The 23,643-nt window shown below is 67.9% G+C and carries 42 protein-coding genes and 1 pseudogene; 8 read left to right on the top strand and 35 right to left on the bottom strand.

Going from position 1 to position 23,643, the window contains the following annotated elements; all coding sequences use genetic code 11:
* Positions 1-72: 72 nt before the first annotated feature.
* The 4 genes and pseudogenes from ACLGIH_RS19770 to ACLGIH_RS19785 all read left to right on the top strand — a co-directional run.
* The gene (locus ACLGIH_RS19770; protein WP_416526570.1) at positions 73-555 is read left to right on the top strand and encodes a PH domain-containing protein; all 483 of its coding nucleotides are present in this window, start codon (positions 73-75) and stop codon (positions 553-555) included.
* 631 nt (positions 556-1,186) lie between these two features.
* Positions 1,187-2,269 carry a hypothetical protein gene (locus ACLGIH_RS19775; protein WP_416526571.1) on the top strand — a complete coding sequence of 361 codons (1,083 nt, stop codon included), beginning with the start codon at positions 1,187-1,189 and terminating at the stop codon, positions 2,267-2,269.
* A 16-nt stretch (positions 2,270-2,285) separates the two neighbouring features.
* Entirely contained in the window at positions 2,286-2,729 is a 444-nt protein-coding gene (locus ACLGIH_RS19780; protein ID WP_416526572.1) for a PH domain-containing protein, read from the top strand.
* Between the two features lie 34 nt (positions 2,730-2,763).
* Positions 2,764-3,537: pseudogene (locus ACLGIH_RS19785) on the top strand (cytochrome P450 family protein); the annotation flags it as partial.
* Between the two features lie 105 nt (positions 3,538-3,642).
* Here the strand turns inward: ACLGIH_RS19785 and ACLGIH_RS19790 are convergent.
* Positions 3,643-4,881 (bottom strand): cytochrome P450 family protein, encoded by a 1,239-nt coding sequence (locus tag ACLGIH_RS19790; protein WP_416526573.1) that lies wholly within the window; start codon positions 4,879-4,881, stop codon positions 3,643-3,645.
* 150 nt (positions 4,882-5,031) lie between these two features.
* Here ACLGIH_RS19790 and ACLGIH_RS19795 point away from each other — a divergent pair, with 150 nt between their 5' ends.
* From ACLGIH_RS19795 to ACLGIH_RS19810, 4 genes are all read left to right on the top strand, one after another.
* Positions 5,032-5,337: a hypothetical protein gene (locus tag ACLGIH_RS19795; protein ID WP_416526574.1), complete on the top strand. Its 306-nt coding sequence runs from the start codon at positions 5,032-5,034 to the stop codon at positions 5,335-5,337.
* Between the two features lie 226 nt (positions 5,338-5,563).
* A complete protein-coding gene (locus tag ACLGIH_RS19800) occupies positions 5,564-6,007 on the top strand; it encodes a hypothetical protein (RefSeq protein WP_416526575.1) in 444 nt (147 codons plus the stop codon).
* Between the two features lie 11 nt (positions 6,008-6,018).
* Positions 6,019-6,432: a hypothetical protein gene (locus ACLGIH_RS19805; protein ID WP_416526576.1), complete on the top strand. Its 414-nt coding sequence runs from the start codon at positions 6,019-6,021 to the stop codon at positions 6,430-6,432.
* An 88-nt stretch (positions 6,433-6,520) separates the two neighbouring features.
* Positions 6,521-6,898: a hypothetical protein gene (locus ACLGIH_RS19810; protein WP_416526577.1), complete on the top strand. Its 378-nt coding sequence runs from the start codon at positions 6,521-6,523 to the stop codon at positions 6,896-6,898.
* A gap of 245 nt (positions 6,899-7,143) precedes the next feature.
* Here the strand turns inward: ACLGIH_RS19810 and ACLGIH_RS19815 are convergent, their stop codons facing one another.
* The 34 genes from ACLGIH_RS19815 to ACLGIH_RS19980 all read right to left on the bottom strand — a co-directional run bounded on the left by ACLGIH_RS19815 (position 7,144) and on the right by ACLGIH_RS19980 (position 23,625).
* Positions 7,144-8,652 (bottom strand): hypothetical protein, encoded by a 1,509-nt coding sequence (locus ACLGIH_RS19815; protein WP_416526578.1) that lies wholly within the window; start codon positions 8,650-8,652, stop codon positions 7,144-7,146.
* Positions 8,649-8,837: a hypothetical protein gene (locus ACLGIH_RS19820; RefSeq protein WP_416526579.1), complete on the bottom strand. Its 189-nt coding sequence runs from the start codon at positions 8,835-8,837 to the stop codon at positions 8,649-8,651. Before ACLGIH_RS19820 ends, ACLGIH_RS19815 begins: the two co-directional genes overlap by 4 nt.
* Before the next feature lies 1 nt (position 8,838).
* Complete coding sequence (locus ACLGIH_RS19825) at positions 8,839-9,045, bottom strand: hypothetical protein (protein WP_416526580.1); 207 nt, start codon at positions 9,043-9,045, stop codon at positions 8,839-8,841.
* Complete coding sequence (locus ACLGIH_RS19830; RefSeq protein WP_416526581.1) at positions 9,042-9,278, bottom strand: hypothetical protein; 237 nt, start codon at positions 9,276-9,278, stop codon at positions 9,042-9,044. Before ACLGIH_RS19830 ends, ACLGIH_RS19825 begins: the two co-directional genes overlap by 4 nt.
* Positions 9,275-9,730 (bottom strand): hypothetical protein, encoded by a 456-nt coding sequence (locus ACLGIH_RS19835; RefSeq protein ID WP_416526582.1) that lies wholly within the window; start codon positions 9,728-9,730, stop codon positions 9,275-9,277. Before ACLGIH_RS19835 ends, ACLGIH_RS19830 begins: the two co-directional genes overlap by 4 nt.
* A gap of 22 nt (positions 9,731-9,752) precedes the next feature.
* Entirely contained in the window at positions 9,753-10,049 is a 297-nt protein-coding gene (locus tag ACLGIH_RS19840) for a hypothetical protein (protein ID WP_416526583.1), read from the bottom strand.
* A 13-nt stretch (positions 10,050-10,062) separates the two neighbouring features.
* The gene (locus tag ACLGIH_RS19845) at positions 10,063-10,542 is read right to left on the bottom strand and encodes an HNH endonuclease signature motif containing protein (RefSeq protein WP_416526584.1); all 480 of its coding nucleotides are present in this window, start codon (positions 10,540-10,542) and stop codon (positions 10,063-10,065) included.
* Positions 10,539-11,054 carry a hypothetical protein gene (locus ACLGIH_RS19850; protein WP_416526585.1) on the bottom strand — a complete coding sequence of 172 codons (516 nt, stop codon included), beginning with the start codon at positions 11,052-11,054 and terminating at the stop codon, positions 10,539-10,541. The genes ACLGIH_RS19845 and ACLGIH_RS19850 overlap by 4 nt, the downstream gene beginning before the upstream one ends.
* Before the next feature lie 9 nt (positions 11,055-11,063).
* A complete protein-coding gene (locus ACLGIH_RS19855; protein ID WP_416526586.1) occupies positions 11,064-11,759 on the bottom strand; it encodes an aggregation-promoting factor C-terminal-like domain-containing protein in 696 nt (231 codons plus the stop codon).
* 83 nt (positions 11,760-11,842) lie between these two features.
* Positions 11,843-12,061 (bottom strand): hypothetical protein, encoded by a 219-nt coding sequence (locus ACLGIH_RS19860; protein WP_416526587.1) that lies wholly within the window; start codon positions 12,059-12,061, stop codon positions 11,843-11,845.
* Between the two features lie 103 nt (positions 12,062-12,164).
* A complete protein-coding gene (locus tag ACLGIH_RS19865; RefSeq protein ID WP_416526588.1) occupies positions 12,165-12,959 on the bottom strand; it encodes a peptidoglycan recognition protein family protein in 795 nt (264 codons plus the stop codon).
* Positions 12,960-13,268: a hypothetical protein gene (locus tag ACLGIH_RS19870; RefSeq protein WP_416526589.1), complete on the bottom strand. Its 309-nt coding sequence runs from the start codon at positions 13,266-13,268 to the stop codon at positions 12,960-12,962.
* A 13-nt stretch (positions 13,269-13,281) separates the two neighbouring features.
* Entirely contained in the window at positions 13,282-14,505 is a 1,224-nt protein-coding gene (locus tag ACLGIH_RS19875; protein ID WP_416526590.1) for a fibronectin type III domain-containing protein, read from the bottom strand.
* Entirely contained in the window at positions 14,505-14,663 is a 159-nt protein-coding gene (locus tag ACLGIH_RS19880) for a hypothetical protein (RefSeq protein WP_416526591.1), read from the bottom strand. Before ACLGIH_RS19880 ends, ACLGIH_RS19875 begins: the two co-directional genes overlap by 1 nt.
* A complete protein-coding gene (locus ACLGIH_RS19885) occupies positions 14,650-15,069 on the bottom strand; it encodes a hypothetical protein (RefSeq protein WP_416526592.1) in 420 nt (139 codons plus the stop codon). Before ACLGIH_RS19885 ends, ACLGIH_RS19880 begins: the two co-directional genes overlap by 14 nt.
* Positions 15,038-15,211, bottom strand: a complete 174-nt coding sequence (locus ACLGIH_RS19890) for a hypothetical protein (protein ID WP_416526593.1) — start codon at positions 15,209-15,211, stop codon at positions 15,038-15,040. The genes ACLGIH_RS19885 and ACLGIH_RS19890 overlap by 32 nt, the downstream gene beginning before the upstream one ends.
* A complete protein-coding gene (locus tag ACLGIH_RS19895; RefSeq protein WP_416526594.1) occupies positions 15,208-15,624 on the bottom strand; it encodes a hypothetical protein in 417 nt (138 codons plus the stop codon). The genes ACLGIH_RS19890 and ACLGIH_RS19895 overlap by 4 nt, the downstream gene beginning before the upstream one ends.
* A complete protein-coding gene (locus ACLGIH_RS19900) occupies positions 15,621-15,869 on the bottom strand; it encodes a hypothetical protein (protein WP_416526595.1) in 249 nt (82 codons plus the stop codon). The genes ACLGIH_RS19895 and ACLGIH_RS19900 overlap by 4 nt, the downstream gene beginning before the upstream one ends.
* A 112-nt stretch (positions 15,870-15,981) precedes the next feature.
* Entirely contained in the window at positions 15,982-16,233 is a 252-nt protein-coding gene (locus ACLGIH_RS19905; RefSeq protein WP_416526596.1) for a hypothetical protein, read from the bottom strand.
* Between the two features lies 1 nt (position 16,234).
* Complete coding sequence (locus ACLGIH_RS19910) at positions 16,235-16,528, bottom strand: hypothetical protein (RefSeq protein WP_416526597.1); 294 nt, start codon at positions 16,526-16,528, stop codon at positions 16,235-16,237.
* A 5-nt stretch (positions 16,529-16,533) separates the two neighbouring features.
* Positions 16,534-17,103, bottom strand: a complete 570-nt coding sequence (locus tag ACLGIH_RS19915; protein ID WP_416526598.1) for a hypothetical protein — start codon at positions 17,101-17,103, stop codon at positions 16,534-16,536.
* The gene (locus ACLGIH_RS19920) at positions 17,100-17,666 is read right to left on the bottom strand and encodes a hypothetical protein (RefSeq protein WP_416526599.1); all 567 of its coding nucleotides are present in this window, start codon (positions 17,664-17,666) and stop codon (positions 17,100-17,102) included. The genes ACLGIH_RS19915 and ACLGIH_RS19920 overlap by 4 nt, the downstream gene beginning before the upstream one ends.
* A gap of 1 nt (position 17,667) precedes the next feature.
* Positions 17,668-17,856 carry a hypothetical protein gene (locus tag ACLGIH_RS19925; RefSeq protein ID WP_416526600.1) on the bottom strand — a complete coding sequence of 63 codons (189 nt, stop codon included), beginning with the start codon at positions 17,854-17,856 and terminating at the stop codon, positions 17,668-17,670.
* A gap of 272 nt (positions 17,857-18,128) precedes the next feature.
* Entirely contained in the window at positions 18,129-18,497 is a 369-nt protein-coding gene (locus ACLGIH_RS19930) for a hypothetical protein (RefSeq protein WP_416526601.1), read from the bottom strand.
* 115 nt (positions 18,498-18,612) lie between these two features.
* The gene (locus tag ACLGIH_RS19935) at positions 18,613-18,900 is read right to left on the bottom strand and encodes a stage V sporulation protein S (RefSeq protein WP_416526602.1); all 288 of its coding nucleotides are present in this window, start codon (positions 18,898-18,900) and stop codon (positions 18,613-18,615) included.
* A 63-nt stretch (positions 18,901-18,963) separates the two neighbouring features.
* Entirely contained in the window at positions 18,964-19,542 is a 579-nt protein-coding gene (locus ACLGIH_RS19940) for a crossover junction endodeoxyribonuclease RuvC (RefSeq protein ID WP_416526603.1), read from the bottom strand.
* Between the two features lies 1 nt (position 19,543).
* Complete coding sequence (locus ACLGIH_RS19945) at positions 19,544-20,011, bottom strand: hypothetical protein (protein ID WP_416526604.1); 468 nt, start codon at positions 20,009-20,011, stop codon at positions 19,544-19,546.
* Positions 20,008-20,919: a hypothetical protein gene (locus ACLGIH_RS19950; RefSeq protein WP_416526605.1), complete on the bottom strand. Its 912-nt coding sequence runs from the start codon at positions 20,917-20,919 to the stop codon at positions 20,008-20,010. The genes ACLGIH_RS19945 and ACLGIH_RS19950 overlap by 4 nt, the downstream gene beginning before the upstream one ends.
* Positions 20,901-21,260: a WhiB family transcriptional regulator gene (locus ACLGIH_RS19955; RefSeq protein WP_416526606.1), complete on the bottom strand. Its 360-nt coding sequence runs from the start codon at positions 21,258-21,260 to the stop codon at positions 20,901-20,903. The genes ACLGIH_RS19950 and ACLGIH_RS19955 overlap by 19 nt, the downstream gene beginning before the upstream one ends.
* Entirely contained in the window at positions 21,260-21,574 is a 315-nt protein-coding gene (locus ACLGIH_RS19960; protein WP_416526607.1) for a hypothetical protein, read from the bottom strand. Before ACLGIH_RS19960 ends, ACLGIH_RS19955 begins: the two co-directional genes overlap by 1 nt.
* Positions 21,574-22,617 carry a RecA family protein gene (locus ACLGIH_RS19965; RefSeq protein ID WP_416526608.1) on the bottom strand — a complete coding sequence of 348 codons (1,044 nt, stop codon included), beginning with the start codon at positions 22,615-22,617 and terminating at the stop codon, positions 21,574-21,576. The genes ACLGIH_RS19960 and ACLGIH_RS19965 overlap by 1 nt, the downstream gene beginning before the upstream one ends.
* 62 nt (positions 22,618-22,679) lie before the next feature.
* Positions 22,680-22,859, bottom strand: coding sequence for a hypothetical protein (locus ACLGIH_RS19970; protein ID WP_416526609.1), 180 nt, complete (start codon positions 22,857-22,859; stop codon positions 22,680-22,682).
* Positions 22,856-23,266 (bottom strand): hypothetical protein, encoded by a 411-nt coding sequence (locus ACLGIH_RS19975; RefSeq protein WP_416526610.1) that lies wholly within the window; start codon positions 23,264-23,266, stop codon positions 22,856-22,858. The genes ACLGIH_RS19970 and ACLGIH_RS19975 overlap by 4 nt, the downstream gene beginning before the upstream one ends.
* Positions 23,263-23,625, bottom strand: coding sequence for a hypothetical protein (locus ACLGIH_RS19980; RefSeq protein ID WP_416526611.1), 363 nt, complete (start codon positions 23,623-23,625; stop codon positions 23,263-23,265). The genes ACLGIH_RS19975 and ACLGIH_RS19980 overlap by 4 nt, the downstream gene beginning before the upstream one ends.
* Positions 23,626-23,643 lie beyond the last annotated feature (18 nt).

Genomic DNA, 23,643 nt, shown 5'->3' on the forward strand with positions numbered 1-23,643 from the left:
GTGCCCCGGGCGCGCGTGCGCCCGGGGCACCCTGCTCAGTGGGCGGTGTGCCGAGAAGAAGAGAGAAGAGCCATGGTTTCCCATCCCGAGAACGAGGGTGTCCCGCCCGAAGGACGGCTGGAGTTCCTGACCCCGGACCGGATGCGCACCCTGGTGTTCGTCGCCGTCTGCGTGGTCCTGGGCGCGTACGGTCTGGTCCGGGTCGTGCTCGGGCACGTCACGTTCGTCGAGATCCTGGGCATCGCGCTGCTGGCCCTGTCGCCGTTCCTCCTCAACGTGGCCTTCGGCAAGACGGTCGTGGACGAGTCGGGCATCCGCACGGGCCGCCCTCTCGGGCGGCGCTTCGTGCCGTGGACGGACGTCGAGTCCGTCACCGTGGAGGAGAAGACCAGCCGTGGCCACGGCGCGCACCGGGTCCGCGTCCGCACCACTCGTGGCCGCACGGTCTGGCTGGCCGCCCCCTACATCGAGATCCGGTGCACCGAGCAGCAGTACGCCCGCTTCTGCGCCCAGGCCGATCGGATCATCCAGTACTGGCACAGGTCCAGGGACTGAGCCGACGCTGAATTACTGTGCCGTCACGGTGAACTCGCGCCAGCGGACACCCCTGCTATGGATGTCCATCCCGCTCATCGGTGGCCCTGGAGGGCCGCCGCCGACCGGCTGGGCGCTGAGAAGGAGTTTCCTGTCGTGGGCGGACGTCGATCCGTCGCTGTGGAGGAGAAGACCAGCCACGGCTAGCGATCCCCGTCACGGGCACCGTCCGTAACGGAGTCTGGAGTGTGCAATGGCTGAATTCGCCGAAGGCAAGCGAGGCGACGGTGCTGATGAGAAGGACGGCATCTCTGTGCGTGTCGCGTGTAGCTTGCTGCCATTTCGCCCCGATGGTGAGCGGATTCCGATCAGCTACATGCAACACCGTCTTGGTATCGCCGTATTCATTTGGGCTCCAGGAGGGTTGTGCATCGGTGTTGTCTCTGCCTTGGACAGGATGTGGTGGCTTTCCCTTCCGTGTCTAGCGGTTGGGGCGATCTCTGTGGCCTTCAGTCTTCTTGCGGTAAGGGGCCTGTGGAAAGTCAGGCGGCGGCGTCCGCGCGACGCGGGAAAGTGAGGAACAGGGTGGCAAGCCTGTTGAACCTCGGAGGGACGGTCGGCCGGGGGCAGTGGAGGGGCGAGGGTGGTGCGGATGACGGACTGCGGGCAAGGAGCTTGCTCCAAGCCGAAGGCACTGGCGGCCGCTGGTTTCGGTCTGCTCCTTGTGCTGCTCTCCACCGGGCTGTTCGCCACCGTGCCGAGCTCGCTGACGGACAAGCGTGCGTACGACACGGCGCCCGCCTGCCCGGTCGGCACGGCATCGGAGTCGTGCACGACGACGGTTCCGGCTGTCGTCGCGGGCAAGGAGGAGGAGTCTCGCGTCAAGAGCCACCTGTACTGGCTCCTCCTCGCCGAGCGGGGCAGGGATACCGCGCAACGCGTGTGTATGGCCGGGGCGGACCCGGTGTACGACGCGGTACACGCCGGTGACGAGGTCATGCTGACGTACTGGCGAGGTGAGGTGCGCACCGTCCGGTTCGGCGCCCTGACCCAGGAGACCCAGGCGTCGCCGGCCGACGACTGGCGAGGCCCGCTGGCCTTCGGCCTGCTGTTGCTGCCGCTGGGACTCGGTCTGCTGTGGGGCGGCTGGTGGCACCGCCGCCCGTCGCCCGCAGCGCAGGCCCGGCCCCGGCAGCTCACCGTGGTCGGTCTGGGCGCCGGTGCCCAGGGCTGTGTCGGCTTCGTCGGAGGCATGACCGGCAGTGGCGTCCCGGGTGCCCTCCTGATCACGGCCGCGGGTGCGCCCGCGGTCGCGGCCCTGGCCCGCCTGTGGGCGTGGAGGCTGCGCCGTCGCGCCGACCGCGCCGCTGACACCAGCGACATCGTCCCGGTACCGCCTGCCGGGAAGCAGTGTGTGCGCGCGACCGTACACGGTGACGTCCCCTACAGCGTGGACGGCTTCGACCACCTGGTGGTGGGCGACGGACGCCCGGCCGCCACCCCCGACCCCGACGGGCGCGTTGCCCGCAGGGCGCTTCCGCAGACGCTGACCGTCCAGCGCGTCCGGCCACTGCGGCACGACGACCCCGAGGACTGGCAGCACACCTTCCGGTACGAGGACGGTGTCGTCATCGAATGCCGGGACGGTGACCGGACAGTTCGCATCACCACCGCGCGACGCGACGCCCCCCTGGTCCTCGGCGCCCTCGCCATGGTCCCCGGGGAAGGCGCGTAGCGTGCGGCGGAGCCCCGTGAGACTGGAGTTCCGCACCCCGGACCGCGGGCGCTCGCTGGTGTTCGCCCTTGTCTGCACGGTGTGGGGCGTGATCGGACTGATCCGGGTGTCGCTCGGGCACGTCACGTTCTTCGACGTACTGGGCATCGCCCTGGCAGCCCTCTCGCCGTTCCTCCTCAACGTGGCCCTCGGCAGGACCGTCGTGGACGGGACGGGCATCCGCACGGGCCGTCCCCTGGCGCGGCGCTCCGTGCCGTGGACGGACGTCGAGTCCGTCACCGTGGAGGAGAAGACCAGCCGTGGCCACGGCGCGCACCGGGTCCGCGTCCGCACCACTCGTGGCCGCACGGTCTGGCTGGCCGCCCCCTACATCGAGATCCGGTGCACCGAGCAGCAGTACGCCCGCTTCTGCGCCCAGGCCGATCAGATCGTCCGGCACTGGCACAGGTACCGGGGCTGAGCCGACGCCCCGCCCCGCCCGCTACCGTCGAGGGGTGACCGACCAGACCACCCCCCGCACGCCCGCCCCCGACCTCTTCACCTGGGAGTTCGCGAGCGACCCCTACCCGGCCTACGCCTGGCTGCGCGAGCACGCGCCCGTGCACCGGACGAAGCTGCCCAGCGGGGTCGAGGCCTGGCTGGTCACCCGGTACGCCGACGCCCGGCAGGCGCTCGCCGACCAGAGGCTGTCCAAGAACCCGGCGCATCACAGCGAGCCCGCGCACGCCAAGGGCAAGACCGGCATCCCCGGCGAGCGCAAGGCCGAGCTGATGACCCATCTGCTCAACATCGACCCGCCGGACCACACCAGGCTGCGCCGGCTGGTCAGCAAGGCGTTCACCCCCCGCCGCGTCGCCGAGTTCGCGCCCCGCGTGCAGGAACTCGCCGACGACCTCATCGACCGGTTCGCCCCGCGCGGCTCCGCCGACCTCATCCACGAGTTCGCCTTCCCGCTGCCCATCTACGCCATCTGCGACATGCTCGGCGTCCCGCGCGAGGACCAGGACGACTTCCGGGACTGGGCGGGCATGATGATCCGGCACGGCGGAGGGCCCCGGGGCGGGGTCGCCCGGTCGGTGAAGAAGATGCGGGGCTATCTCGCCGACCTCATCCACCGGAAGCGGGCCGCGCTGCCCGCCGAGCCCGGCCCCGGCGAGGATCTCATCTCCGGACTCATCCGGGCCTCCGACCACGGTGAGCACCTCACCGAGAACGAGGCCGCCGCCATGGCCTTCATCCTGCTGTTCGCCGGCTTCGAGACACCGATTCAGGCAGGAGCAGAATTCAAGTTTATTGTCTGATCAGCTCCTGACCTGCTGAAACGACACCCCGAGGCCCCCACTCACCGCTACGAGCGGGGGCCTCGCTCATGATCAACAAGGGGTGAAGGAGACCGGCAGCGTGCGCAGGCCCCGCATGATCAGCCCACCACGCCAGCGCAGCTCCGCAGGGTCGACAGCCAGGCGTAGGTCCGGCAGCCGGCGCAGGAGAGTGGCCAACGCTGTGTGACCCTCCAACCGGGCCAAGGGAGCGCCCAGACAGTAGTGGATACCGTGACCGTAACCGAGGTGTGGGTTATCTCGGCGCGTCAGATCGAGGGTGTCCGGTGCGTCGAAACGCGCTGGGTCACGGTTGGCAGCAGCAAGCACGACGAGGACAGGATCGCCCTGGGAAATCTCTTCACCGCCGATTTCGAGCGGCTGAGTCGCATAGCGCCACGTCGCCAGCTCCACTGGTCCGTCATACCGCAGTAGCTCCTCGACTCCGGTCGCCAAAAGGCGGTCGTCGCCTTGTGCGAGGGCCTGCTGGAGCAGGAGCCGCTGAGCGGGGTGTTGCAGTAGTGCGTGAGTGCCGTTGCCGATCAAGTTAATGGTGGTTTCGAAGCCAGCGAACAGAAGCACAAAGCACATCGCGGCGGCCTCGTCCTCGGTGAGGTGTTCACCGTGGTCGCTCGCCCGGATGAGCCCGGAAATGAGGTCGTCGCCCAGAGCGCTGCGCTTGCGGTGAATGAGGTCGGCGAGATATCCCCGGATCTTCTTCACCGACCGCGCGACCCCACCGCGCGGGCCCCCGCCGTGCCGGATCATCATCCCGGCCCAATCTCGAAGGTCGTCCTGATCTTCCTTCGGGACGCCGAGCAGGTCGCAAATCGCGTAGATGGGGAGTGGGAACGCGAACTCATGGATGAGGTCGGCGCTCCCCTTTGCAGCGAAGTCGTCGATCAGCCGGTCCGTCAGCTCCTGCACCCGCGGCGCGAACTCCGCCACCCGGCGCGGCGTGAACGCCTTCGAGACGAGGCGGCGGAGGCGGGTGTGGTCCGGCGGGTCGATGTTCAGCAGGTGCGACATGAGGTTAGCGCTGCGCTCACCGGGGATACCGGTCTTGCTTTTTCGCTCCGCATCGTCAGCGTGGTGCAGGGGATTTTTGCTGAGCCGTTGATCGGCGAGGGCCTGGCGGGCGTCGGCGTACCGGGTGACCAGCCAGGCCTCGACCCCGCTGGGCAGCTTGGTCCGGTGCACGGGCGCGTGCTCGCGGAGCCAGGCGTAAGCGGGGTACGGATCGGTGGCGAACTCCCAGGTGAAGAGTTCCGGGTCGTCGTGCGCAGAGTTCACGGAGCGACGGTACCTGGGGATGGGATGACCCAATCGAGGGACACCGCGGGCAGCCGGGCGGGCGCGTTCACCGTTACCCGCCCCATGGATGCTTTTTGTTTGATATCACCCATACGAATGGGGAAATCCGTTTACGAGGAGGCTAGAAGAGTGAGTCCCAGAAAAAGGCGGCTTCTGGCGTGGCTGACCGGTCTTAGCGCGCTGGCAGTGGTCGTCTGGCTGGCCATGCGCAGCGTCGAGGCGGAGCCGGACATCGACCAGCGGAGCTACGAGAAGGGCTACCACGCCTTCGGGGGCGCCTGGTTGTCGCCGAGCGACGAGGAGCGGGCGGCGTCCGAGGCCCGATGCGAGGAGCTGTGGGGCGCCTTCCCGTCCGACGAGCTGGCCGGCCTGAATAAGGACGACTGGGTGGACGGATGCGCCGACTACGTCGAGGGAAGGGACTCTCGCTTCTAGCCCAGACGGGTGAAAGGGCAGAAAGTCTTGGGCCCCTGCCTCCTTCGGGAGGTGGGGGCCCGTGTCAGTGGTGGTGCCTACGCTGTGCGCTACGCGAGGAGTGAGGGAGAAATGGGCAAGATCCGGTGACGCTATTGCAGCGGGCGACCGCGGAGGGGGATGAGCTGATGCAGCAGTACTACATGCCGAGCGCCGAGAAGGACCGCAAAGAGGGGGGAAGCGACGAATGCTGATTGAGAAGGGCATGGTCTTCGACACCGTGGCGGAGAAGGGGTGCCACGCGTTGGCCACCCCTGACGAGGACGGCGTGTTTCTCGCCGTGGACAGCCAGAGCGTGGAGTGCGAGTTCAGCACAGACATGGTGCAGAATGCGCGGCGGCCCGGGTACCTCGTCGCGGCCCGCGCGGAGATCGACGGCGCCGATCTGAGCATCACCGACCAGGTCGCGGTGACGTTCTTCCCCGCCCTCGAAGCGGTGAAGGAGCTGGACCCGCAGCCGAGCGAGATGTTCGCTGTTTGGGAGGCCGGCGAAGTCGAGCCGTCCGCGGAGTTGGCCGAGCACCTGACACAGGGGCTGTTGCCTCAGTACGTGTACGTGTACGCCGGCGGTCGGCTGTGGCTGCTGGACGAGATGTACGTGGGCGTCACCAAGAGCGCCGGGCGTGGGTAAGGGGAGCGAGAGTGGCTGAAGAGCAGTCCTTGGACGAGGTACGTGACGAGCAGGCCGAAGGCTACCGGCTTGCGGTGCTGACTCATCTGACGAGCTGGGTGCAGGTTCTCACGGGTGTCCCGGCCGATCCGGAGAAGCCGGACAGTGCGAGCATCGCGTGGTCGCTCCAGAAGGCGTACGAGAAGCTGCTGAAGATGCAGCCGAATCCGGCAAGCGACGTCATTGGAGCTGACGGGGTGCTCATGATCCAGAGCGCCGCGCACCTGATGTTCCGAGCCTCGCAGCACAGCGGTGTGGACCGGGCGGCGGAGTGGCGTTGTGTGCGCGCCACGGTGACGCTGCTGGACGAGGCGTACAAGGACATCAAGTCCTGGCAGCGGTACAGCGACTTCGGTCGGCGGCACCCCGAGCTGCGGATCGAGTAAGAAGAGGCTGACACTCAGCCTTTTGGGCCCCAGTCCTGGTTATGGGCGGGGCCCTTTTTCATGCCCGAAATCAAAGGGAGGGGTCGGTATGGCCGAGGAGCAGCAGCAGGAGCCGCACGGTCGGTTCGGGTACGTCACGTGCGTGCCCAGCGAGCTGATGGACAACGAGGAGTTCTGGGACAACGTACGGCTTAGCCTGCTGGGTCTCGTCGGGCTGCGCATCTGGGAGTTGCGCGATGCGGAGGACGACGAGCTGGTGGAGCTGGGGAAGCTCGCGGCGTCGATCATCGGGAGCCGGGGCGACAAGTTTCAGTTCCCCAAGGACAAGAAGCCGAGCGGAGTCCTGGCCGAGCTGGTGACGGGGTTCGCCGCTGCGGCACGGCTGACGGACGGGGGGATCACCGCGATCGGGGTGCATGCGTGCTTCTACCCGCATGAGGGCTGCCCGAAGAACAAGGACCGGTAGTCGCCGGTCGTCGTCTGCCCCCGCTTTTCGGAGCGGGGGCTTCGTCATGTCTGGAGGAGCGTTGTGGTGGAGGTCTTGGGGTGGCTGTTCCGCAGCGACACGTCCACGGTGGTCACGTCGGTGTCGATCGGCCTGCTCGCGTTAGGCGGGTGCCAGTGGTTGATGGGGATGGATGAGCGTCGTCGGCGGCGGAAGCACCGGCGGGGCTGAGGGGGGCCTTCCGGTCATCGGGTGGCACGAGGGGGTTACTCCCTTGGCGCAGGCTCCTCGACGATCTCGGCGTCCATGATGCCCATCTGGGACAGTGCGTCTTCGGTTGACACTGTCCCGGCTGGCGAGAGGGCGGGGGGCCCATCGGAGCGTGATCCGAAGAGGCGGGAGATGATCCCGGCCTCGTTGCCGGCCCCCTGCCCGCGGCCTTCCATCTTCATGGAGAAGGTGAATCCTGCCTCCTCGATGTCTGCCTTCAGCTTGACGTACTTGGCGAGACGGTCCATTTCGCCCGACAGATTGGGGTCCGCGTACCCGCCCTCTACCTCCTCTGACATGCGCATACTGAAGACGCGCATGGCTTGCATGGTGATAAGGCTGTCGAGCAGTGCGATGTACTGCTCCTTGGTTTTGACCTTGATCGGCATCTCGTAGACGCACGACTCCCCGGGCTGGTACTCGGGGCACTTCTTGGCGAGGAAGCATCCGTCGCAGACCCGGACGTTGGGGTCGACGGCGTTGATGCGGTGCTCGGTGCGGGTCTTTCGTTTCCCGGTGTCGGGGTCGGTGTATCGGTGTGTGAACTCCTCGGTGGCGATGCCGGGGAGGAGCTTCTTCACTCGTTCGGCGGGTGGTTCAGCTACCCCTTCGTGCGCCGCTTCCGAGCGGATCGCCGTAACTGATGCGAGGCGGTTTTCCTCGTTTCCGTCAGTGGCCGTTTCGGCGGTGGGAGTTACTCCGTCTCCTTGGCGCTGCGAGATGTGGTCGATCTGCTTGCGCCAGGACCACAGCGAGAGGCGCAGGTTCTCGGTGGCGTCGTCGGCTTCGATCAGGTCGATGTCGAAGCCGGCGGAGGCGATGAGGGTGCGGTGGCGCTTGCGGGCCTGGGCCTTGTAGCGGGTGGGGTAGCGCTTCATCTCGGAGCCGGTCCAGATGAACGTTTCTCCGTGCTGGGCCGCGGAGAGCCAGGTGGTGGAGGAGACGCTGTACCAGTCCGCGGAGAGCATGAGGGGCGGGCTGCTGAAGCCCATGCCGTGGAGCTTGATCTGGCGGGAGATGCTGCGCAGTAGAGGGATGATGTCGCGGTCGCCGCAGGTGGCCTGGCCGACGGCGATGTAGGGGTATTGGTCGGCCATGCGCTTGAGGACGTCGATGCCCCACTCCTCGTGCCAGACGACGATGGCGCGTTCGGGGTCCAGGTGCTGCCGGCGGGCTTCGATCCAGTCGCGGCCCATCGTGAGCGCGTCGAACTCCGTGTATGCCTGGATGCGGTCCAGGTTCTGCTCCACGAACTCGTCGTAGTGGTCGGCGATGGCCTGGATTTCTTCGGGGGCGACCTCGACGCCGGCGCGGTTGAGTGTGTGGCAGCCACTGTCCAGGAACACGGACTGCTGCGGGGGGTAGTGGTCGTTGATGAGCCAGGGCTTGGAGAACTTCACTCGCCGGCGCAGTCCCATGTAGCTCATACCGACGTGGGTGGCCTCTTCGGCGGCCAGGAGGGTGCGGTGCGAGGGGATCTCCGCGCCGGCGAAGTAGACGATCATGAGGGTGGCTCCGGTTGTGCGGCGTCGTAGAACTGCTGTCGGCGGAAGTGGTGGTTGTCCTCGGCGCAGACCCTGGCGAGGTTGCTGGTGATGAAGGCGATGGCGTCTTCGCTGTCGGGGAAGTACTCGCGGGCCTGGCGGAGGATTTCGGCGAAGGCGCGGTAGTGCTTGCGGGACATGGCCACGTCAATTGTCCTTTTCGGCCTCGCGTTCGGCCTGCGCGCTGTGGAAGGCCGACCAGTGGGCGGCGACGTTGGCGTAGAGGCTCATGAATGCCACCCAGAGGATGCTGTTGGGCCACCAGAGCAGGGTGGGGATGGCGAGCAGCGCCCAGATGACGGTGAGGGTCAGGTGGAGGCGGCTGAGGAGGCGGGCCTGGCGGCTGTGGTTCATTCGGGGTCGATGAATTCGACGGTGGTGGCGCCGTCGTGTCCGTGGATGTGCTCGATGTCGTTGAGGGAGGCGTACGCGGCGGTGCTGGGGACTTCGGTGCGCCAGCGCATGGCGCAGGTGCCGTCGGGCCACTGGACGCCGTCGGCGACGTGTCCTTCGCCGGAGACTCCGGTGACGTCGGTGCGGCGGATGAGTTTGAAGCGGCGGGGGGCCTTGTCGGCGGGGACGATCATGGGGACTCCTGGGTGCGGGGGTCGGTGAGGCGGAGTTCGGTCTGCCGTTCGACGGCCGTGGTGAGGTCGTCCCAGGGGCGCGGGGTGCCGGGGTAGTCGGGGCGCCATTGGGGCTGGGTGTAGGCGGCGTGGGTGATCAGCGCGGTGTTCCAGCCGTCGTCGAGTTCTGCCGCGGCGCAGGTGGGGTCGGGCTCCAGGACGAGACCGATGCGCCAGGAGCGGACGCGGTTGAGGACTTCGAGGCGGCCGGCCGGCCCGGGGGTGGGCTGGTGGAGGAAATCGAGGTGGCCGGTGAGGTGGCGTTTGGCCAGCCAGAGGGCGCACTGCTGCTCGGTCCAGGTGTGGGAGAGCAGGTACAGGCGGGAGTTCTTGGCGAGGGCCTGGTACAGGCTCCAGCCGGTGTCGTAGTGGCCCTCGCCGGCGGGGGTGCGCAGGATTCCCTCGACGACCATGACGGCGGTAAGCACAGCGGCCCTAGATCTTGAGCTTGTCGGCGAGGGCCTGGTGGGCGGCCTGCTGCTGCATCTGTGCCGTCATGGCCATCAACTGGTGGGCCGTGATGGCGGCTTGCTTGCTGGCCTCGATGTCGGAGACGACCTCGCTCGCGCCGAACTTCATCTCCAGCACGCTGGGCTGGTGCTCGGCAGTGACCGGCTTGGAGATGTCGGACAGGGCCTCCCACTCGCCGTTGGTGTGCTGGACGACCATGAACGCGGTGCGGACCTGGAGGGTGCCGTCGGGCCCGGTGGGAGTGGAGGTGTCGAGGGGCATAGCTGCTCTGCTCCTAGTCGATTTCGTATGCGTCTTGCTTTTCCGCGCGCCGGGCTGCTCGGCGTTCGCGGTCGCGGGCTCGGATGCAGGTGATGCATTCACGTCGGCCGGAGTGCCAGCGGGTGTTTTCCTCGGTGTATTCGTGGCCCTTGGGGCAGTGAGTTTTCCGGGCATTTCGGGCGGAAAAGGATTCGCCGCGGGCGACGTTCTCGGTGGCCGGCACGGGCTCTAGGTGGTCCGGGTTGCAGCAGCTCCGGATTCGGCATCGGTGGTCGACGTGCCAGCCGGGCGGAACGGTCTTCTGATTGGCGAGTTCCCAGGCGATGATGTGGGTGCCTTTTGTGCGGCCGTTCGGGAGGCGGAATTTCCCGTACCCGTACTCGTCCTTGGCGCCCAGCCATATGTGGCAGTCGTCGAATTCGGTGCCCTTGTCGACCTTGTCGAAGAACCGTCGGGTCCAGTCGCGGTCGGCGGGGCGGCGCCGTGTGCTCACTTGTACAGCCCCAGCTTGCGACGCACCTTCTGCTCGTTGACGCTGCGGATGGGGCAGTAGTCGCAGAGGTAGCGCTGGGTGGCGGGGTTGGACTTGTCCCACTTCGGGAGACCTTCGCTCTTGCGGTCTCGGGCGGTGGGCGGGGTGATGAGCTTCTTGTCGCTGTGGAAGTCGGAGCAGGTCTCGGGTCGGTGCCGGCTGCGCCAGCACTGCATGGCGTCGGCCTTGAGGGTGTCGACGGCCTGATAGACCCAAGGCTCCATTCCTGTGGCGCCTTCCTGCTGCCAGACCCGCTTGAGGACTTCCTCTCGGATCTCGGCCGAGGAATGCCAGCGGTCCTCGTCTACGCCGTCGATCGGGTAGAGCCGACCGAAGTGCCTTTCCCCGTTGGGGTAGGCGTGTTTGGCGGCGGCGTATTCGAGGACCGCATCTCCGCGGGGATCGCCTTCGTAGGCGGGCAGGACTTCAGTGGTGCGGCAGTCCTTGCAGAGAAGCAGGCGGATTCGCGTCATGTGGGGACGCTAATACCACCGATTTTTCTGCCAGAAATTCCACGCGCCGCACGGGGTGCCGTAGCGGGCCTTGATATAGGAAAGCCCCCACCGCATTTGCGTGAGGGGGTTGGTGCGCCAGTCGCTGCCGGCGGACGCCATCTTGGAGGCGGGCAGAGCCTGGAAGAGGCCGTAGGCGCCGGAGGAGGGGTTCGTCGCGCGGTGGTTCCATCCGCTTTCCCGGGTGACCAGGTTGCTGAGGCACCGGTACTGGGTGGGGGACATCCGGGCGCGGGCGTAGCTTCTGGCACCGGAGACAGTGGCTGCGGGGGCGAGTGCTGGTCGCTGGGCGGTGCGTGCGGAGCGCTTCTCGGCCTGGCGGGCTCGGGCCTTGTCGCGGGCGGCCTGGGCGGCTGCTGCTGCGCGTTCGCGGGCCTGGCGCTCCTGCTCCGCCTTCTGGGCCTTCTCGACGGCCTCGCGGTGGGCGGCGGCCTGGGCGGCGGACTGGGCCTTCAGCGCGGCGCTGAGCTTGAGGTGGCCGGCGTCCACGGTCTGGTCGATCAGGGGCATCGGCGGGGTGAGGACGGCCGGGCGCTCGGGCGGCTGGTCGGGCTTGGCGTCGGCCGGCTGGGTGAGGGAGGCGGTTGTCAGGAGGGTGGCGAGTGCGGCGGCGGAGGCGATCCGCGTCTGGCGCCAGGAGATGGTGGGGAGCTTCGGGCGGGACACGAGGGTGCCTTTCAACGGGGACAGGACCCCGGCCATCCCGAAGGCTTTCCGGCGCCGGTCACCCTAAAGGGCCCGAAAATGAATCAGGTAGCCGGCGGCTTCCCGTATGGGGGCACCGTCGGGTTGGACTTGGGGTAGGCCGGCGGCTTGGCCAGGCCGAGGGCCCAGCCGAACGCGGGGCTGACCTTGGCTTCCAGCAGCCGGAACAGGCCGTGGTAGACGATGGCGAACGCGGCGACGAGGGCCTGCGCGAGTGCCTCGTCATCGACGTCGATGTAGACGTGCGCGAGGACCGCGCCCACGCATCCGACGATGACGGGGACCGCGGTTCTCCATAGAGAGGCCAGTACGTCGTAGGCGGTCATGCTTGGCCTGCTTTCTTTTCCAGTGGCTCACGGGGGTGAGTTACTTCGGGGGCAGCTTGAGTACCTGTCCGACCTTGATTGCGTTGGGGTTGGAGAGGCTGTTGAGCTTGGCGATTTCCGTGTAGCGGGAGGCGTCGCCGAGCTTGGTCCTGGCGATGGAGGAGAGGGTGTCCCCCTTGACGACGGTGTAGGTGGTTGTGCCGCCCGGCGACCAGGAGCTGGTGTGCTTGAGCCGCTCGGCGATGCGCGTGCGCAGGGACGCCATGGTGAAGCCCCTGGGGTCGCTCTTGTCGTCCGACCACTCCAGGTGCCCGATCGCGCTTTTGGCGGTCCAGCCGTGCGCGCGGCATACGGCGGCAGCGGCGCGGACGATGGCTTCGAGCTGCTTGGCCGGCCATGGGTCCTGGCCGTTGCCGAGGTTTTCGCACTCGAAGCCGTAGAAGTGCCTGTTGCCGTCTACGCCGTCCGAATTGCCTCGGGTGGGCTTGTTCGGTGCGGTGCCGTAGTTCTCGGCGATGACCTGCTGGAGCACCCTGGGGTCGCCGCCGCCGGCGTGGTTGGTGCGGCCGTAGCCGACCAGGTAGACCACGCCGTTCTTGCCGATGACGCCGTGGCACAGGGGCCCGGGGAGGCCGGAGTAACCCCGGCGGCAAATGTCGATGGTCTTCTGCGTGCCCTTGGTGACCGTGTGGTGGACCAGGACGCCGTGGACCGGGCCCCACGGGCGGGTCGAGGCGGTTCGGGTGTGTGTCTTCCAGGAGCCGACCTCGACGACGGTGAGCCCTTCGGCTCGCAGCGCATTGAGGAAGGCGGTGGTGGTGAGGGGGGTGGCCATTTACTTCACCTCCGGCCAGGACCACTGGGCCACGTCGTTGCCTTCCTTGCGGGAGGTGGCCCAGAAGGTGTCGTTGCCGTCCAAGTGGACTTGCAAGTTGCAGGTGATTTCGGCGTCGTCCCAGACGCGGACGATGGTGGCGGGGCAGACGGCGCCTTCGAGGGCTTCGTTACCGACGTGCCCGATGTAGCCGGTGCGGTCGGCGTAGCCGGGCCCGTTGGAGAAGTCCTTGCGTCGGCGGTTGATGTCGGCGCAGTCGGAGGCGGAGAGCCGGTAGAGGACGGTGCGGCCGACTGTGGGGGTGGGCATGGTGCGCGGCCTTTCAGACTGTCGGGACGCTGCCGGCGAGCGCATTGGAGGGCGTGGAAGAGCCCGCGCTGTTCCCGGCGACGGTGGTGAAGGAATAGGACTGGCCAGCCGCGTACTGGAGGGTGACGTGCGGGGCGGTGCCCAGCGGGGCGCTGAGGGTGGCGACCTTGCGGGTGCCGTCGTAAAGCGCGTACCACTCGGGGGCGCCATTGGAGGCGTTGATGGTGGGGGCCGTGATGGTGATCTGGAGCTGCCCGTCGGAGGTGGGGGCGGTGGTGAAGGTCGGCGCGTTGGGCTTGCCCGGGGGGTTGGTGGCGGCGGGGATCGTGCCGCGCAGCGGCGTGCTGAACTCGGAGACGGCGGAGCCGTTGGCGTCGGTGCGTACGGCGCGGACCTTGAGGGCGAAGCGGGTGCGGGGGACCTTGTAGGCGGGGGTGGTGAAGGTGACGGGGCCGGCGCCGGCGGGCTGGGTGACTTCGCCGAGCTTGGCGTCGCTTTCGCTCAGCCCGATGCGGCCGAGGTCCATGGCGTCGGTGGTGTCCTGGGCGGTGTTGTCGTAGATCTCGTACTTGGTGACATTCGGGATCTTGGTCCAGCGGAGCTGGATCGTTCCGCCTGCCGCGGAGCTGATGACCGGGAGCGGGGCTGCGAAGTCGATGTCGTTGGGTGGCCGGGGCGGCAGGGTGAGCTTCCGCTGGTCGTAGCCGACGGCCGGCGTGGTGATGGTGAGCGGGTCGGAGGCCGGCCCGTACTCGTACTGGGCGTTGTGGGCCGCAACGGTGAAGGTGTACTGGGTCTCCGGCTTGATGGATGTCCAGACGGGGTTCGCTGGGTCGGTGCGGTCCCAGTAGCCGTCGATGGTGGCCGAGGTCTCGCCGCCGGGGTGGTGGACGTCGCCGGTGCCGTTGACGGTGATCTTGTGGCCGGTGACACCGATGGACTGGAGGCCGCGGACGCCGGTGTAGTAGCGGTCGTCGAGGTCGGCATCCTGCTGGCCGACGTTGGAGCGCCAGAAGAGCAGGATCTTGTGCGGCTCGGTGATGCCGTAGGAGTGGGCGTTGCCGGCGCTGTCGAGGTACCACAGCGGCTTGGGTGGGGCGACCTGCTCACCGTAGTCGGCGGGGCGGTCTGCCACTCGCTGGTCGGCGGTGCGCGGGGGGTTGACCAGGCCGACCGGGGTGCCGGGCTCGGCGGTCAGGTCGCCCGATGTGTTGAGGTTCCACTTTTCGTTCGCCATCAAAGCGGCCTTTCTGCGTCAGTGCCGGTGTGGGGGTCGGCCGGGGGTGCGGGGGGCGCTGGGTTGGGACAGCGGCGGGTGAAGAGCCAGGCGATGACCATGGCGACGGCGGCGACGACGATGGAGGTCACCTGGGCGACGAGGTCACTGGTGTGCACGGCAGGTCTCCCGGTGCTGGTACAGCCAGGCGCTCGCGGCGACGACGGAGATGGTCAGGAACCGCAGGCTGTTGAGGAGGTTGACCGCCGCGTTCTCCTCGATCCGGAACAGTGCGAGGGAGGCGAAAGCCAAGATGTAGGCGGCCAGGTAGCACATGGGGCGCAAGCTGTTGCGGATGATGACGTAGGCCATGGCCACCAGGCCGATGGCGACGCCGGCCACGACGAAGGCCACGGCGATGAGCTGGGCGACGCCGTGGGTGTTGTACACGGAGAGGGCGCTGTCGTCGCTCATCCCGCGGTACAGCGCCAGTGAGATGGTGTAGGCGGACAGCGAGATGCCCAGCAGGTGCATGGGCGTGAGGCGCTTGGGTTCAGCTCGCGCCGGGATCGCTTTCATCGTCATCGTTCGGTAGAGGCTTTCTGCGCGGCCGGGGGATCGGATCGGGGTCTTCCGGCAGGTACTTGGCGATCAGGCGAAAGATGACGAGGCCCAGCGCGGAGACGAATATGGAAACGATCTGCGCCGCCACGTCGGACATCGTCATGGACCGTCCCCCTCTCGCAAGTGGTGCAGCCAGGCGGAAAAGGCTGCCAGGGAAACGCCGATGAAACTGATGACGTTGGCGAGCTGCATCCACACGGTGGCCGGCGAGTTGAAAAGAGACACGGCCGCGAAGGCGAGCAGGTACGCGGCGACATAGCCCATCAAGCGCAGGCTGGACGTCTTGAGCGAGTACATGGCCGAGCACGTGCCGAGTAGAATGCCGAGCGTGGTGTAGGTGAGTGCGATGTAGTACCGCGCCGTGTCGGTGGGTGCGTCGACCACCGAGAACGGGGTGCTGCCGAGCGCCTTTTGCAGGGACGCGGCGGCGGTGAAGGTGCTCAGTCCCAGGCCGAGCACCTTTTTCGTGAAGGCGGGCGGGTAGATCAGCCCGTCGTAGTGGTGTCGCACGGTCACATCCCGAAGTAGAGGTGTGCCGGCGGGTTGGGCACGTACCCGGGTGTGCGTGCGGCCAGACCGTCTGGACGGCGCTTTACCGGGGTCTCGTGGACGCCGTACCAGAGGTCGTTCAGGTCCTGGCGCACGGCGTAGGTGGTGGGATCGACGGCCCCGCCCCGGTCGGTGTTGATCTTCTTGTAGGTGCCGTCGGTCAGGCCCTCGTCGAGTTCGCCGGCCAGGCGGCGGCGGGGTGCGTAGCTCATACCGGTGGGGCCTTCCTCGTGCGTTCCGCGCGCCGCTGGGCGCGGAGGTGTTCGTACGTGGCCTTGATGCGGTGGAAGGCGGCCACAAGGAATCCGGACAGGGCGCGCATACTCACTTGGTCTCCCCGAGCTTTCGCACGGCCGGTGCCGCACGCTTCTTCGCTCCGCCGGATGGAACGCCCTTGCTCATGGACGTGCCGACGGAGATGCCGGCCTGGAATTCCGACGTGGTGCTGGGCGGCTTCGGCGCGTACCGGCCGGCGGTGCGCTGGTCCTGGAGGTTCGCCTTTCCGTGGGTAACCCCGGTGACGTTGTCTCCGCGGCCGGTGCGCCGACGGTCGGTGGTGCGGGTCGCCTTGGGCATTTCAGATCACTCCCAGCGCTGGAAATGAGGTGGCGGAATAGCCGGACTGCCGCTGCGAGAAGTCGACCCGGCTGCCGGGGTACACGTCGTCGAGTCGTGCGATGTCCGTGATGGACAGCACGTGTTGGGTGAATCCAAAGCGCGGTGGTGTCCTGCCGATGTTCGGCACCGGGGGCTTCATGCGGCGGGCGGCGTCCGGGGGGATGTCCGTCCACTCGCGCAGGTAGTTGGTGACCTCCTGCTCCCGGGCGGTGGCCCAGGGCCGGCGGGCGTAGAGGGAGTCCTGCTGCAACATGCACGTCACCTCCAGGCCGGTCGGAATCGCTGGAGCTGCGTGCGGCGCTGCTCGTTGACGGCCGTGAACGGGGGGGTGATCTCCTGGGTGTACACGCGCTGGGCGGTGGCGAACCGGGCCTGCGTGGCGACGAGCGTCTCGGACTTGCCGTCGTTCACCAGGGGGCTGCCGATCATGGAGCCGCGCTGCGTCCAGCGCTCGCCGCGGGCCTGGGCCTGGAGAGCGGCGGCCGGGTGCACGTCCTCGGTCCAGTAGTAGTCGGCCGGGTCGATCCTCTCGCCCTTGTGCACGCCGCGCTCGTAGGACTTCTGGGTGGCGCGGGCGCCGATGTTGTTGAGCAACCTGTCCTGACGGCGGGTGCCGGCGCCGATGGTGCCGAGGTAGCCGTCCGGGTATTCGGCGCTGGGCACATGGCCGCTGTCCATCATCCGGCGGGCGTCGAGGATGTCCCGGGCGCCGGAGATGAGCATGCCGCCGGAGCCGCCGGCGTACGTCATGGAGCCCGCCTGCGCCTGGGCGTAGGGCGGGTTGTACATCAGGTTGCTGTTGGCGCCTGCGCGGTTGGGGTAGCTCATGAGCGCATCCACCCCTGGTTCGTCTTGTACAGCGGGTTGCCGGAGCGCTTGGGGTCGGTGGCCGGCCGGTTGATGGACTGGAGGGCCTTGGCGGCGACGAAGGTGCCGACGCCGACGGCGCGGCCGGCACGGGCCATGCCGGGGGTGATGCTGAAGCCGGAGCGGCCCGAGACCGAGGAGGGCGGCGCGGTGGGCCGGGGCGGTGTGGTGGGGCGCGGGGGCACGGCCGACGGCGCGGGGGTGGTGTCCGGCTCCGGGGGCGGGCCGAAGCGCTGGCCCTGGGCGCGGTAGGCAAGCTGGTTGATGCGGACCTGTTGGCCCGGACCGGACGGGGTGGCCGGAGGGGGCGGCGGGGTGTTGTCAGGTACGGAGCTGGGGTCCACGCGCGGCGGTGGGGCGGCGGGCGGGTCGGGAAGTTCGGGCTGGGTCCAGCCGCTGGGTGCGGCGGGCTGGGCCGGGGTGCCGTTTTGGGGGGTGGCCGGCGTGACGCGGTGGCGGCGCATTGCTTGGTCGCCGAAGCCGCGGAAGGCGGACTGGCGGAACTGGTTGCTGTTGAAGTCCATGTCACCTCCCAGTGGTCATGCCGTGTTGGAATTCGGAGAGGGCGGCGGCACGCGAGCCGACGTCGGTGCGGAAGCCGGGGTCGGGGGCGGTGGGCGGTGGCGCGGGGGCCAGCGATCCCCGGTCGGAGGAGCCGGTGGTGCGCAGCGAGCTGGGCGTCAGCGGGCTGGGTGAGGTGACGGCCGTGCTCATGAGCGAAGCCACCCGGTGTGGTCGGCCGGCGCGGGCGGAGGTGCAGCGGACTGGCTGGGCTTGTCGCGCGAGGCTGCGTGGACTCCGGAGTTGGCGAACTGCGCGGCGGACAGCAGCCGGCTGCCGGAGTGGGCGGATGCGGTGCCGGCGGTGATGGAGCCGCTCGACGCAGCGGAGGTCACAGCCGAGCGGGTTGCGCTGGTGGCTGTGCCCCGGGCGGCCGTGGAGAGCCCCGCGCGGGCGGCGACGCCGGCGAGGAGGGGCCACATGGGTCAGCCCCGCTTCCCGGTCGCCTGGCCGGCCCGGAACTGCTCCTGGCTCCCGAACGCGGAGGGCATGCGGTACCGGCCGGTCGAGGCGCAGCAGGAGCAGCCGGCGCCGTGCAGGGAGCGCTTGACCTGGACCACGCCGGCCGGGCCGAACGTCTCGCTGGCTGAAGTAGTGCGGTGGGGGCGGTGGGTGTTGCGGCCGTAGGCGCCGTCGCCGCTCTTGGACAGGGCCTGACGGCTGACGGTCTGGCCGGCTTCGGGGCGAATCCAGCGCGCCTGGTGCAGCTCGTCACCCATGGTGGGGAACTGGCCCGTGGACAGCGGGCCGCGGGTGCTCGTCTTGCCCTTGTTCATGGGCGTCCAGTGGGACATGCTCTTCCTCCGCGCGGCGTGCGTGGCCCAGGGAGTCAGAACGTGAGCGATGTGTGAGTCAGTGCTGGGCGGCCTGATGAGTGGAGTTTAGGTCTCCGGATTTTCAGCCGGTATTTCATGTGCCCATAACGCGGATGGCGATGCCGAGGATCTCACCTTCCGGTGTCTTGCTGCGGAAAAAGGTGATCTCTTCCAGGAGTCGCGTTCCGAAGGAGCTGACGAAGCTCTGCGCGATGGGGATTGCCTTCACGGCCTGGTTGATGGCGCCGGCGCCGACGGCCTTGAGAACGACCTGATTGCCGGACTTGATGGCGTGGGCGATGGCTGAGCCGAGTTCCGGAGGCGGAGTCACGGACTTGACGCGGAACTCCTTCTCCTGCACCGGCGTGTCCTGAGTCTGCACGACAAATACGCTCCCTGCATTTGTGCTGATGCAGGGAGCGTAGGTCGAGGGAATTACCGTCTGTTATGCGGCGTCTTTCGTGCGGGTCCGCTTCGGGGGGTTGCGGATGGTGTCGAGTACTTCCTGCTGGAACTTCAGCTCCGGCGGCTCGGGGTTCGCCAGCGCCTCGGCGATGCGCGCCAGGGTGTAGGCGTCGGCGGCGTCGTTGTTGGACGCCTCGTGCTTCCAGCGCATGTAGACGGCCATCATGATCTTGTCCTTGTTGGCCTGTCCGCTGCCGGTGACGAACTTCTTCACCGACGCGGGCGCCACGGCATGCACGCGGCGCTCGATGTGCCCGGGAAAGGCGGCGACGAGAGCGAGCTTCATCATGCCGCCCAGCTCCCCCAGCTCCTCTCGCCGGTACTTGGAGCCGTAGGCGTAGCCCTCGTAGCAGATATGGGTCACCTGCCCGAGCAGGGCGACGCCAGCGAAGTGGTCGCGCAGCGTGTAGTACACGAAGTGCAGCCGGTTGATGCCGGTGCCGGCCGTCTTCGGGCTGAAGTCGAAGACACGCTCGCTCGCGGTGTCATCGGTGGCGTTGTAGCTGACGACTGCGCAGCCGGAATACGACTGGTCGATGCCGATGGAGATACGGGGCATGTCAGACCCCCCAGCGCTGGTAGCGCGAGTCGGCCTGGCTGTTCTGCCGGCGGGAGAGGTCGCGGGAGCAGAACTGCGCGCGGGCCGCCGCGTTGTCGTGGACCATCTCCAGGCCCTCGGCCAGGGCCTGGGCATCGAGGTAGCGCTTCTCGTCCTCCTGGACCTGGGGGTCGGCACCGGCCGCGGCCTTGCGGCCTGCCACGGTCCTCTCCGCGGACGCGGCGAGCGCGGCGCGGGCCGTCGAGTAATCGAGGTTCTGCTTGGCGGCGCGTACGTTGGTGCGGGCCTCGACCAGGCGCATGGCGGCGTACGCAGTCCAGGAGACGTACTGGCCGTACAGCGCCATGAGCTGCCGGTCGTCGAGGGCGGTGATGTCCGCAGGGAGCTGGGGGAGGTAGCCGTCGGGCTTCTCCTCCCGCTCGAAGCCCTGCTTTTCGAGGCGTTCCCAGAGGTCGTCGGCGGCGCTCATTGGTCGGTGTCCTCCTTGAATTCCAGGCACGCGGGGCAGCCGGAGCGCCCGTTGATGTTGCAGAAGGGAGGGGTGTCAGCCCGGAGACAATCGACGATGGCGGCGGCTGCTTCGATCAGCGGCTCGGAAAAGGACTCGTCGTAGGTGACCGTGAAGGACTTCGTCTCCTGCGTGGGCTTGAAGTCGTAGAAGAAGACGGTCTTCTCGGTGGGCAGATCCTCGAAGTGGTTGGCGAGGTACATGTAGAGCTGCACCTGGCGCACGGCGGTGGGCAGCGGCCGGCGGAAATCGCGCCACAGCCGGGTCATGTCGGGCAGCCGGCCGTACTCGGTGTCGACGGTGTACCGGTCCAGGAACTCGGGCCGCTCGAACCGCAGCGAGCCCAGCCCGAGGGTCTTGATCTCGATGAGGGAGGCGTCCTCGGGGCTGTAGCCGTCCGCCTTGCCGCCGATGCGCAGGGGGTGGGCGTTGAGGGGGACTTCGGCGTACTCCAGGCAGGAGGGCGGGGCGGAGCATTCGTGGCACTCGGCCGGCGTGGTGTCGTTCCAGAAGCGGGCGCCGCAGTACAGGCACTTCCAGTCGCCGGCCAGGCGGCCCATCTCGGTGAGCCAGCGCTGCCACTTGCTGTGGGTGCGGTGCCCTTCCTCGAAGATGTTCTCGCGGGTGAAGGTCGTCTTGCGCTTGTCGGCGGGCTCGACCGCCAGGCGCAGCCGGTGGTAGGCCGCGAGGTGGCACCAGTCGGACTTGACCATCTCGCTGGGGTGGAAGACGTCCTGGGCGCGGTCGCTGGGCTTGGCGGCCTTGTCGAGGACGTGCTTCTGGACGGCGCCGAACAGCGGTTCTGCGCTCTTGGTGGCGTTGAGGTACTCGGTGAGCTGCGGTCCGCCCTTTACGACGCGTGTGGCCACTGCTTCTCCTGCTGTTCGGGGGTGTTTTCAGCGGTGGGCGGATGCCATATCCAGCGCTCCGGCATCGCCGGGTAGCGCATACGCAGGGCCAGGCGGTCTTCAGGGCGCATGCCGCCCCAAATGCCGTAGTTCTCCCGGTTGACCATGGCGACGTGTAGGCATTCGGCCCGGCGGGGGCAGACCACGCCGTCATAGGTGCCGTTGCAGACGTCGAGCGCCTGGGTCTCGTCGGAGAAGAACACGTCCCGGCCGCGGGTAGGGGTGAGGGCACGGCATTTCGCTTCGCCGCGGTGATGCTTGGGGGACCAGTCCGGGGCGTTGATGACGGCGCGGATTCCCATCAGCTATCCGCCTCCAGTTCCAGGAACCGCAGGAAGTTCTCCTCGGAGATGACGACCCAGTTCCGGCCGTGCATCTCAAAGACGAAGGCCATCTGCCGCATGTCGAGGAGGGCGTTCTTCTCGGCGTTGACCAAGGCGGCGTGCGTCACGCTGAAGCGGCTGCTGGCGGTCGTCTTGCACTCGATGGACCACCGGTCGTTGCGGACGTCGTTCTTCACCGCCCACCCGGCGCCGGAACCTGCGACCGTGGTCCCGCCGATCCTCTGGGCGAGACGTTTCTCCTGGGTCCGGGAGGCTTTGATGCGGCGGTCCATCAGGCAGCACCGGGCTGTACGAGGGCCATGACGTCCGCGGTGAGCTGCTCCTGGAGGTCGAGGTCTTCCAGGAAGGCGGCGCGCATCCTCTTCTCGCCCTGCCACTGGTGGTTGGCATACTTGTACCAGGAGCCTTCGAGCTTGATCAGGCCGTGCAGGACGCCCATGGTGAGCATCTCGGCGGCCGTGTCGTAGTCGCCTTTACGGATGCCGGTGGCGGAGTCGGCGAAGTAGAAGCGGATGCTGGCCACCTGCTGTGGGGCCGCGCTCTTGGACTTGATCGTCTTGAGCTTGATGACCTGTCCGACGCGGACGCTGCCGCCGGGCCGCTTCTCGTCGATCCACTCGGTGCGGCTGGCTTCCAGCCGCGTGTAGTAGGCGTAGTTCTTGGCCTTGCCGCCGGGAGACGTCTTCGGGGTCACGCCGGCTGGCGACCAGCCGCCGATCTGGTCTCTCCACTGGTTGATGATCAGCGCCAGCAGGGGGCGCTCCACGTCCACCAGGCTGCGGCGGGTGGCGGAGCCGGCCTTCCGGAAGAACTTGCCGGTGACGCGGGCGCCGGCCGAGATGGTGGCCTGGTCCATGTCCCGCTCGGCCTCGTCGTCGGCGACGAGCGCGGGATAGGAGTCGAGGACCACCGCGTCGAAGGCGCGGGACTGGGCCGCGTTCAACATGGCGGTGTAGGCGTCCTCCATCGCGTTGGTGGAGTACACCGCGACGCGGTCCACGTCCACGCCGAGAGTCGACGCCCATTCGATGTCGTAGTGCTCCGCGGCCACCCAGAACGTCTGGAATTCCGGGTCGCGTTGCTGATTCGCCGCAATCGTCTTGTGGACGATCGTTGTCTTTCCCGAGGACTCGGCTCCCAGGATCTCGTTCCACTGATTGGCTGGCCATCCCCCTCCCAGCATGACGTCGAGGGAGAGGGAACCGGTCGTGAAGCGTGAAACCGCGGGCATTGTCGAGGCGACAATGACTGAGCCGGGGCCGTGTTTCTTATTGATCTGCGCCATGACGGCGCGGGCCTCATTGCTGAGCGGCATACGACGACCGTATGGAAGTCAAAAATTACCGCACAGCGCCAAACGGGTGACTAATTTTCTATTTACGGACAGCCAGGCGGTTCGTCGTCGGTGCCGAGACAGACGTGGGTCCAGGCCGGTGCGCCGGCCGGGGACGGCCGCGGTGCCGGCGGGGCCGAGCTGTCGGCGGCGGGCGCCATGCCGATGTACACGAGGACGGCGCCGGCCGCGATGAGCAGGAGCGCGATGGCGAAGCGGATCACAGGCGCCCCACGATCACGGTCGGCTGGTAGCCGGCGCCCTTGGCCTGGAAGAGGGAAGCACGGCTGGGAGCGCTGGAGTTGTTGGCGACAGCCACCCCTTGTGTCGAGTTCTGCACCGGGTAGTGGCACGCGTTGCACATGGCCTGTGTCTTCGGCGTCGGGCGCCAGTACTGGTCGCTGCCGCAGGAGGGGCACAGTTCGGTGTGCTTGGCGGACTGGGCCTTGTCGGTGCGGTACGCGGCCTGTGCTGGCGGCTGCTGCATGGGCTGCTGGGGCGCCGGCGCGGGGGCGTAGGTCGGGTGTGCCCACCAGGGACTGCCCTGCGGCGTGAGGCCGGCCTGCGGCACGGCCGGCGCCGGGGTGCCATTCGATTCCTGGAGCTTCCTGAGCCAGAAGTCGGAAGTCATCTCTTTACTCCCAGGGTGCCGTTTTCAAGGAGATGGCCGATGACGATGGCGACTGCTGTGCGGCTGACGACCGTGAACATGGCGTGCTCCGAATCGTCTTCGTCGTCCTCGTCGTCGCGGTTCAGGCGGACCAGCCTGTAGAGCATGTCGGCCGCGATGTCCGCGTGCGGGAAGACCTCGTCGGCCACCTGATTGAATGCTTCGATCCGCATGTGTGACTTGTAGTGCTCGATTTCGTCTACGTCTGGGCCCGCAGGCACCATGCCGAGCATTTCGCACACCGTGTGATAGTCGCTGCACGCGACGACGTCGCGCAGCATTCCGCGGAGGATGGCCGGTGCTTCAAGCTGGGTGGGCATAGAGCCAGAGTAGATCGA

Source organism: Streptomyces hamibioticus (assembly GCF_047946815.1).
Lineage (GTDB): Bacteria > Actinomycetota > Actinomycetes > Streptomycetales > Streptomycetaceae > Streptomyces.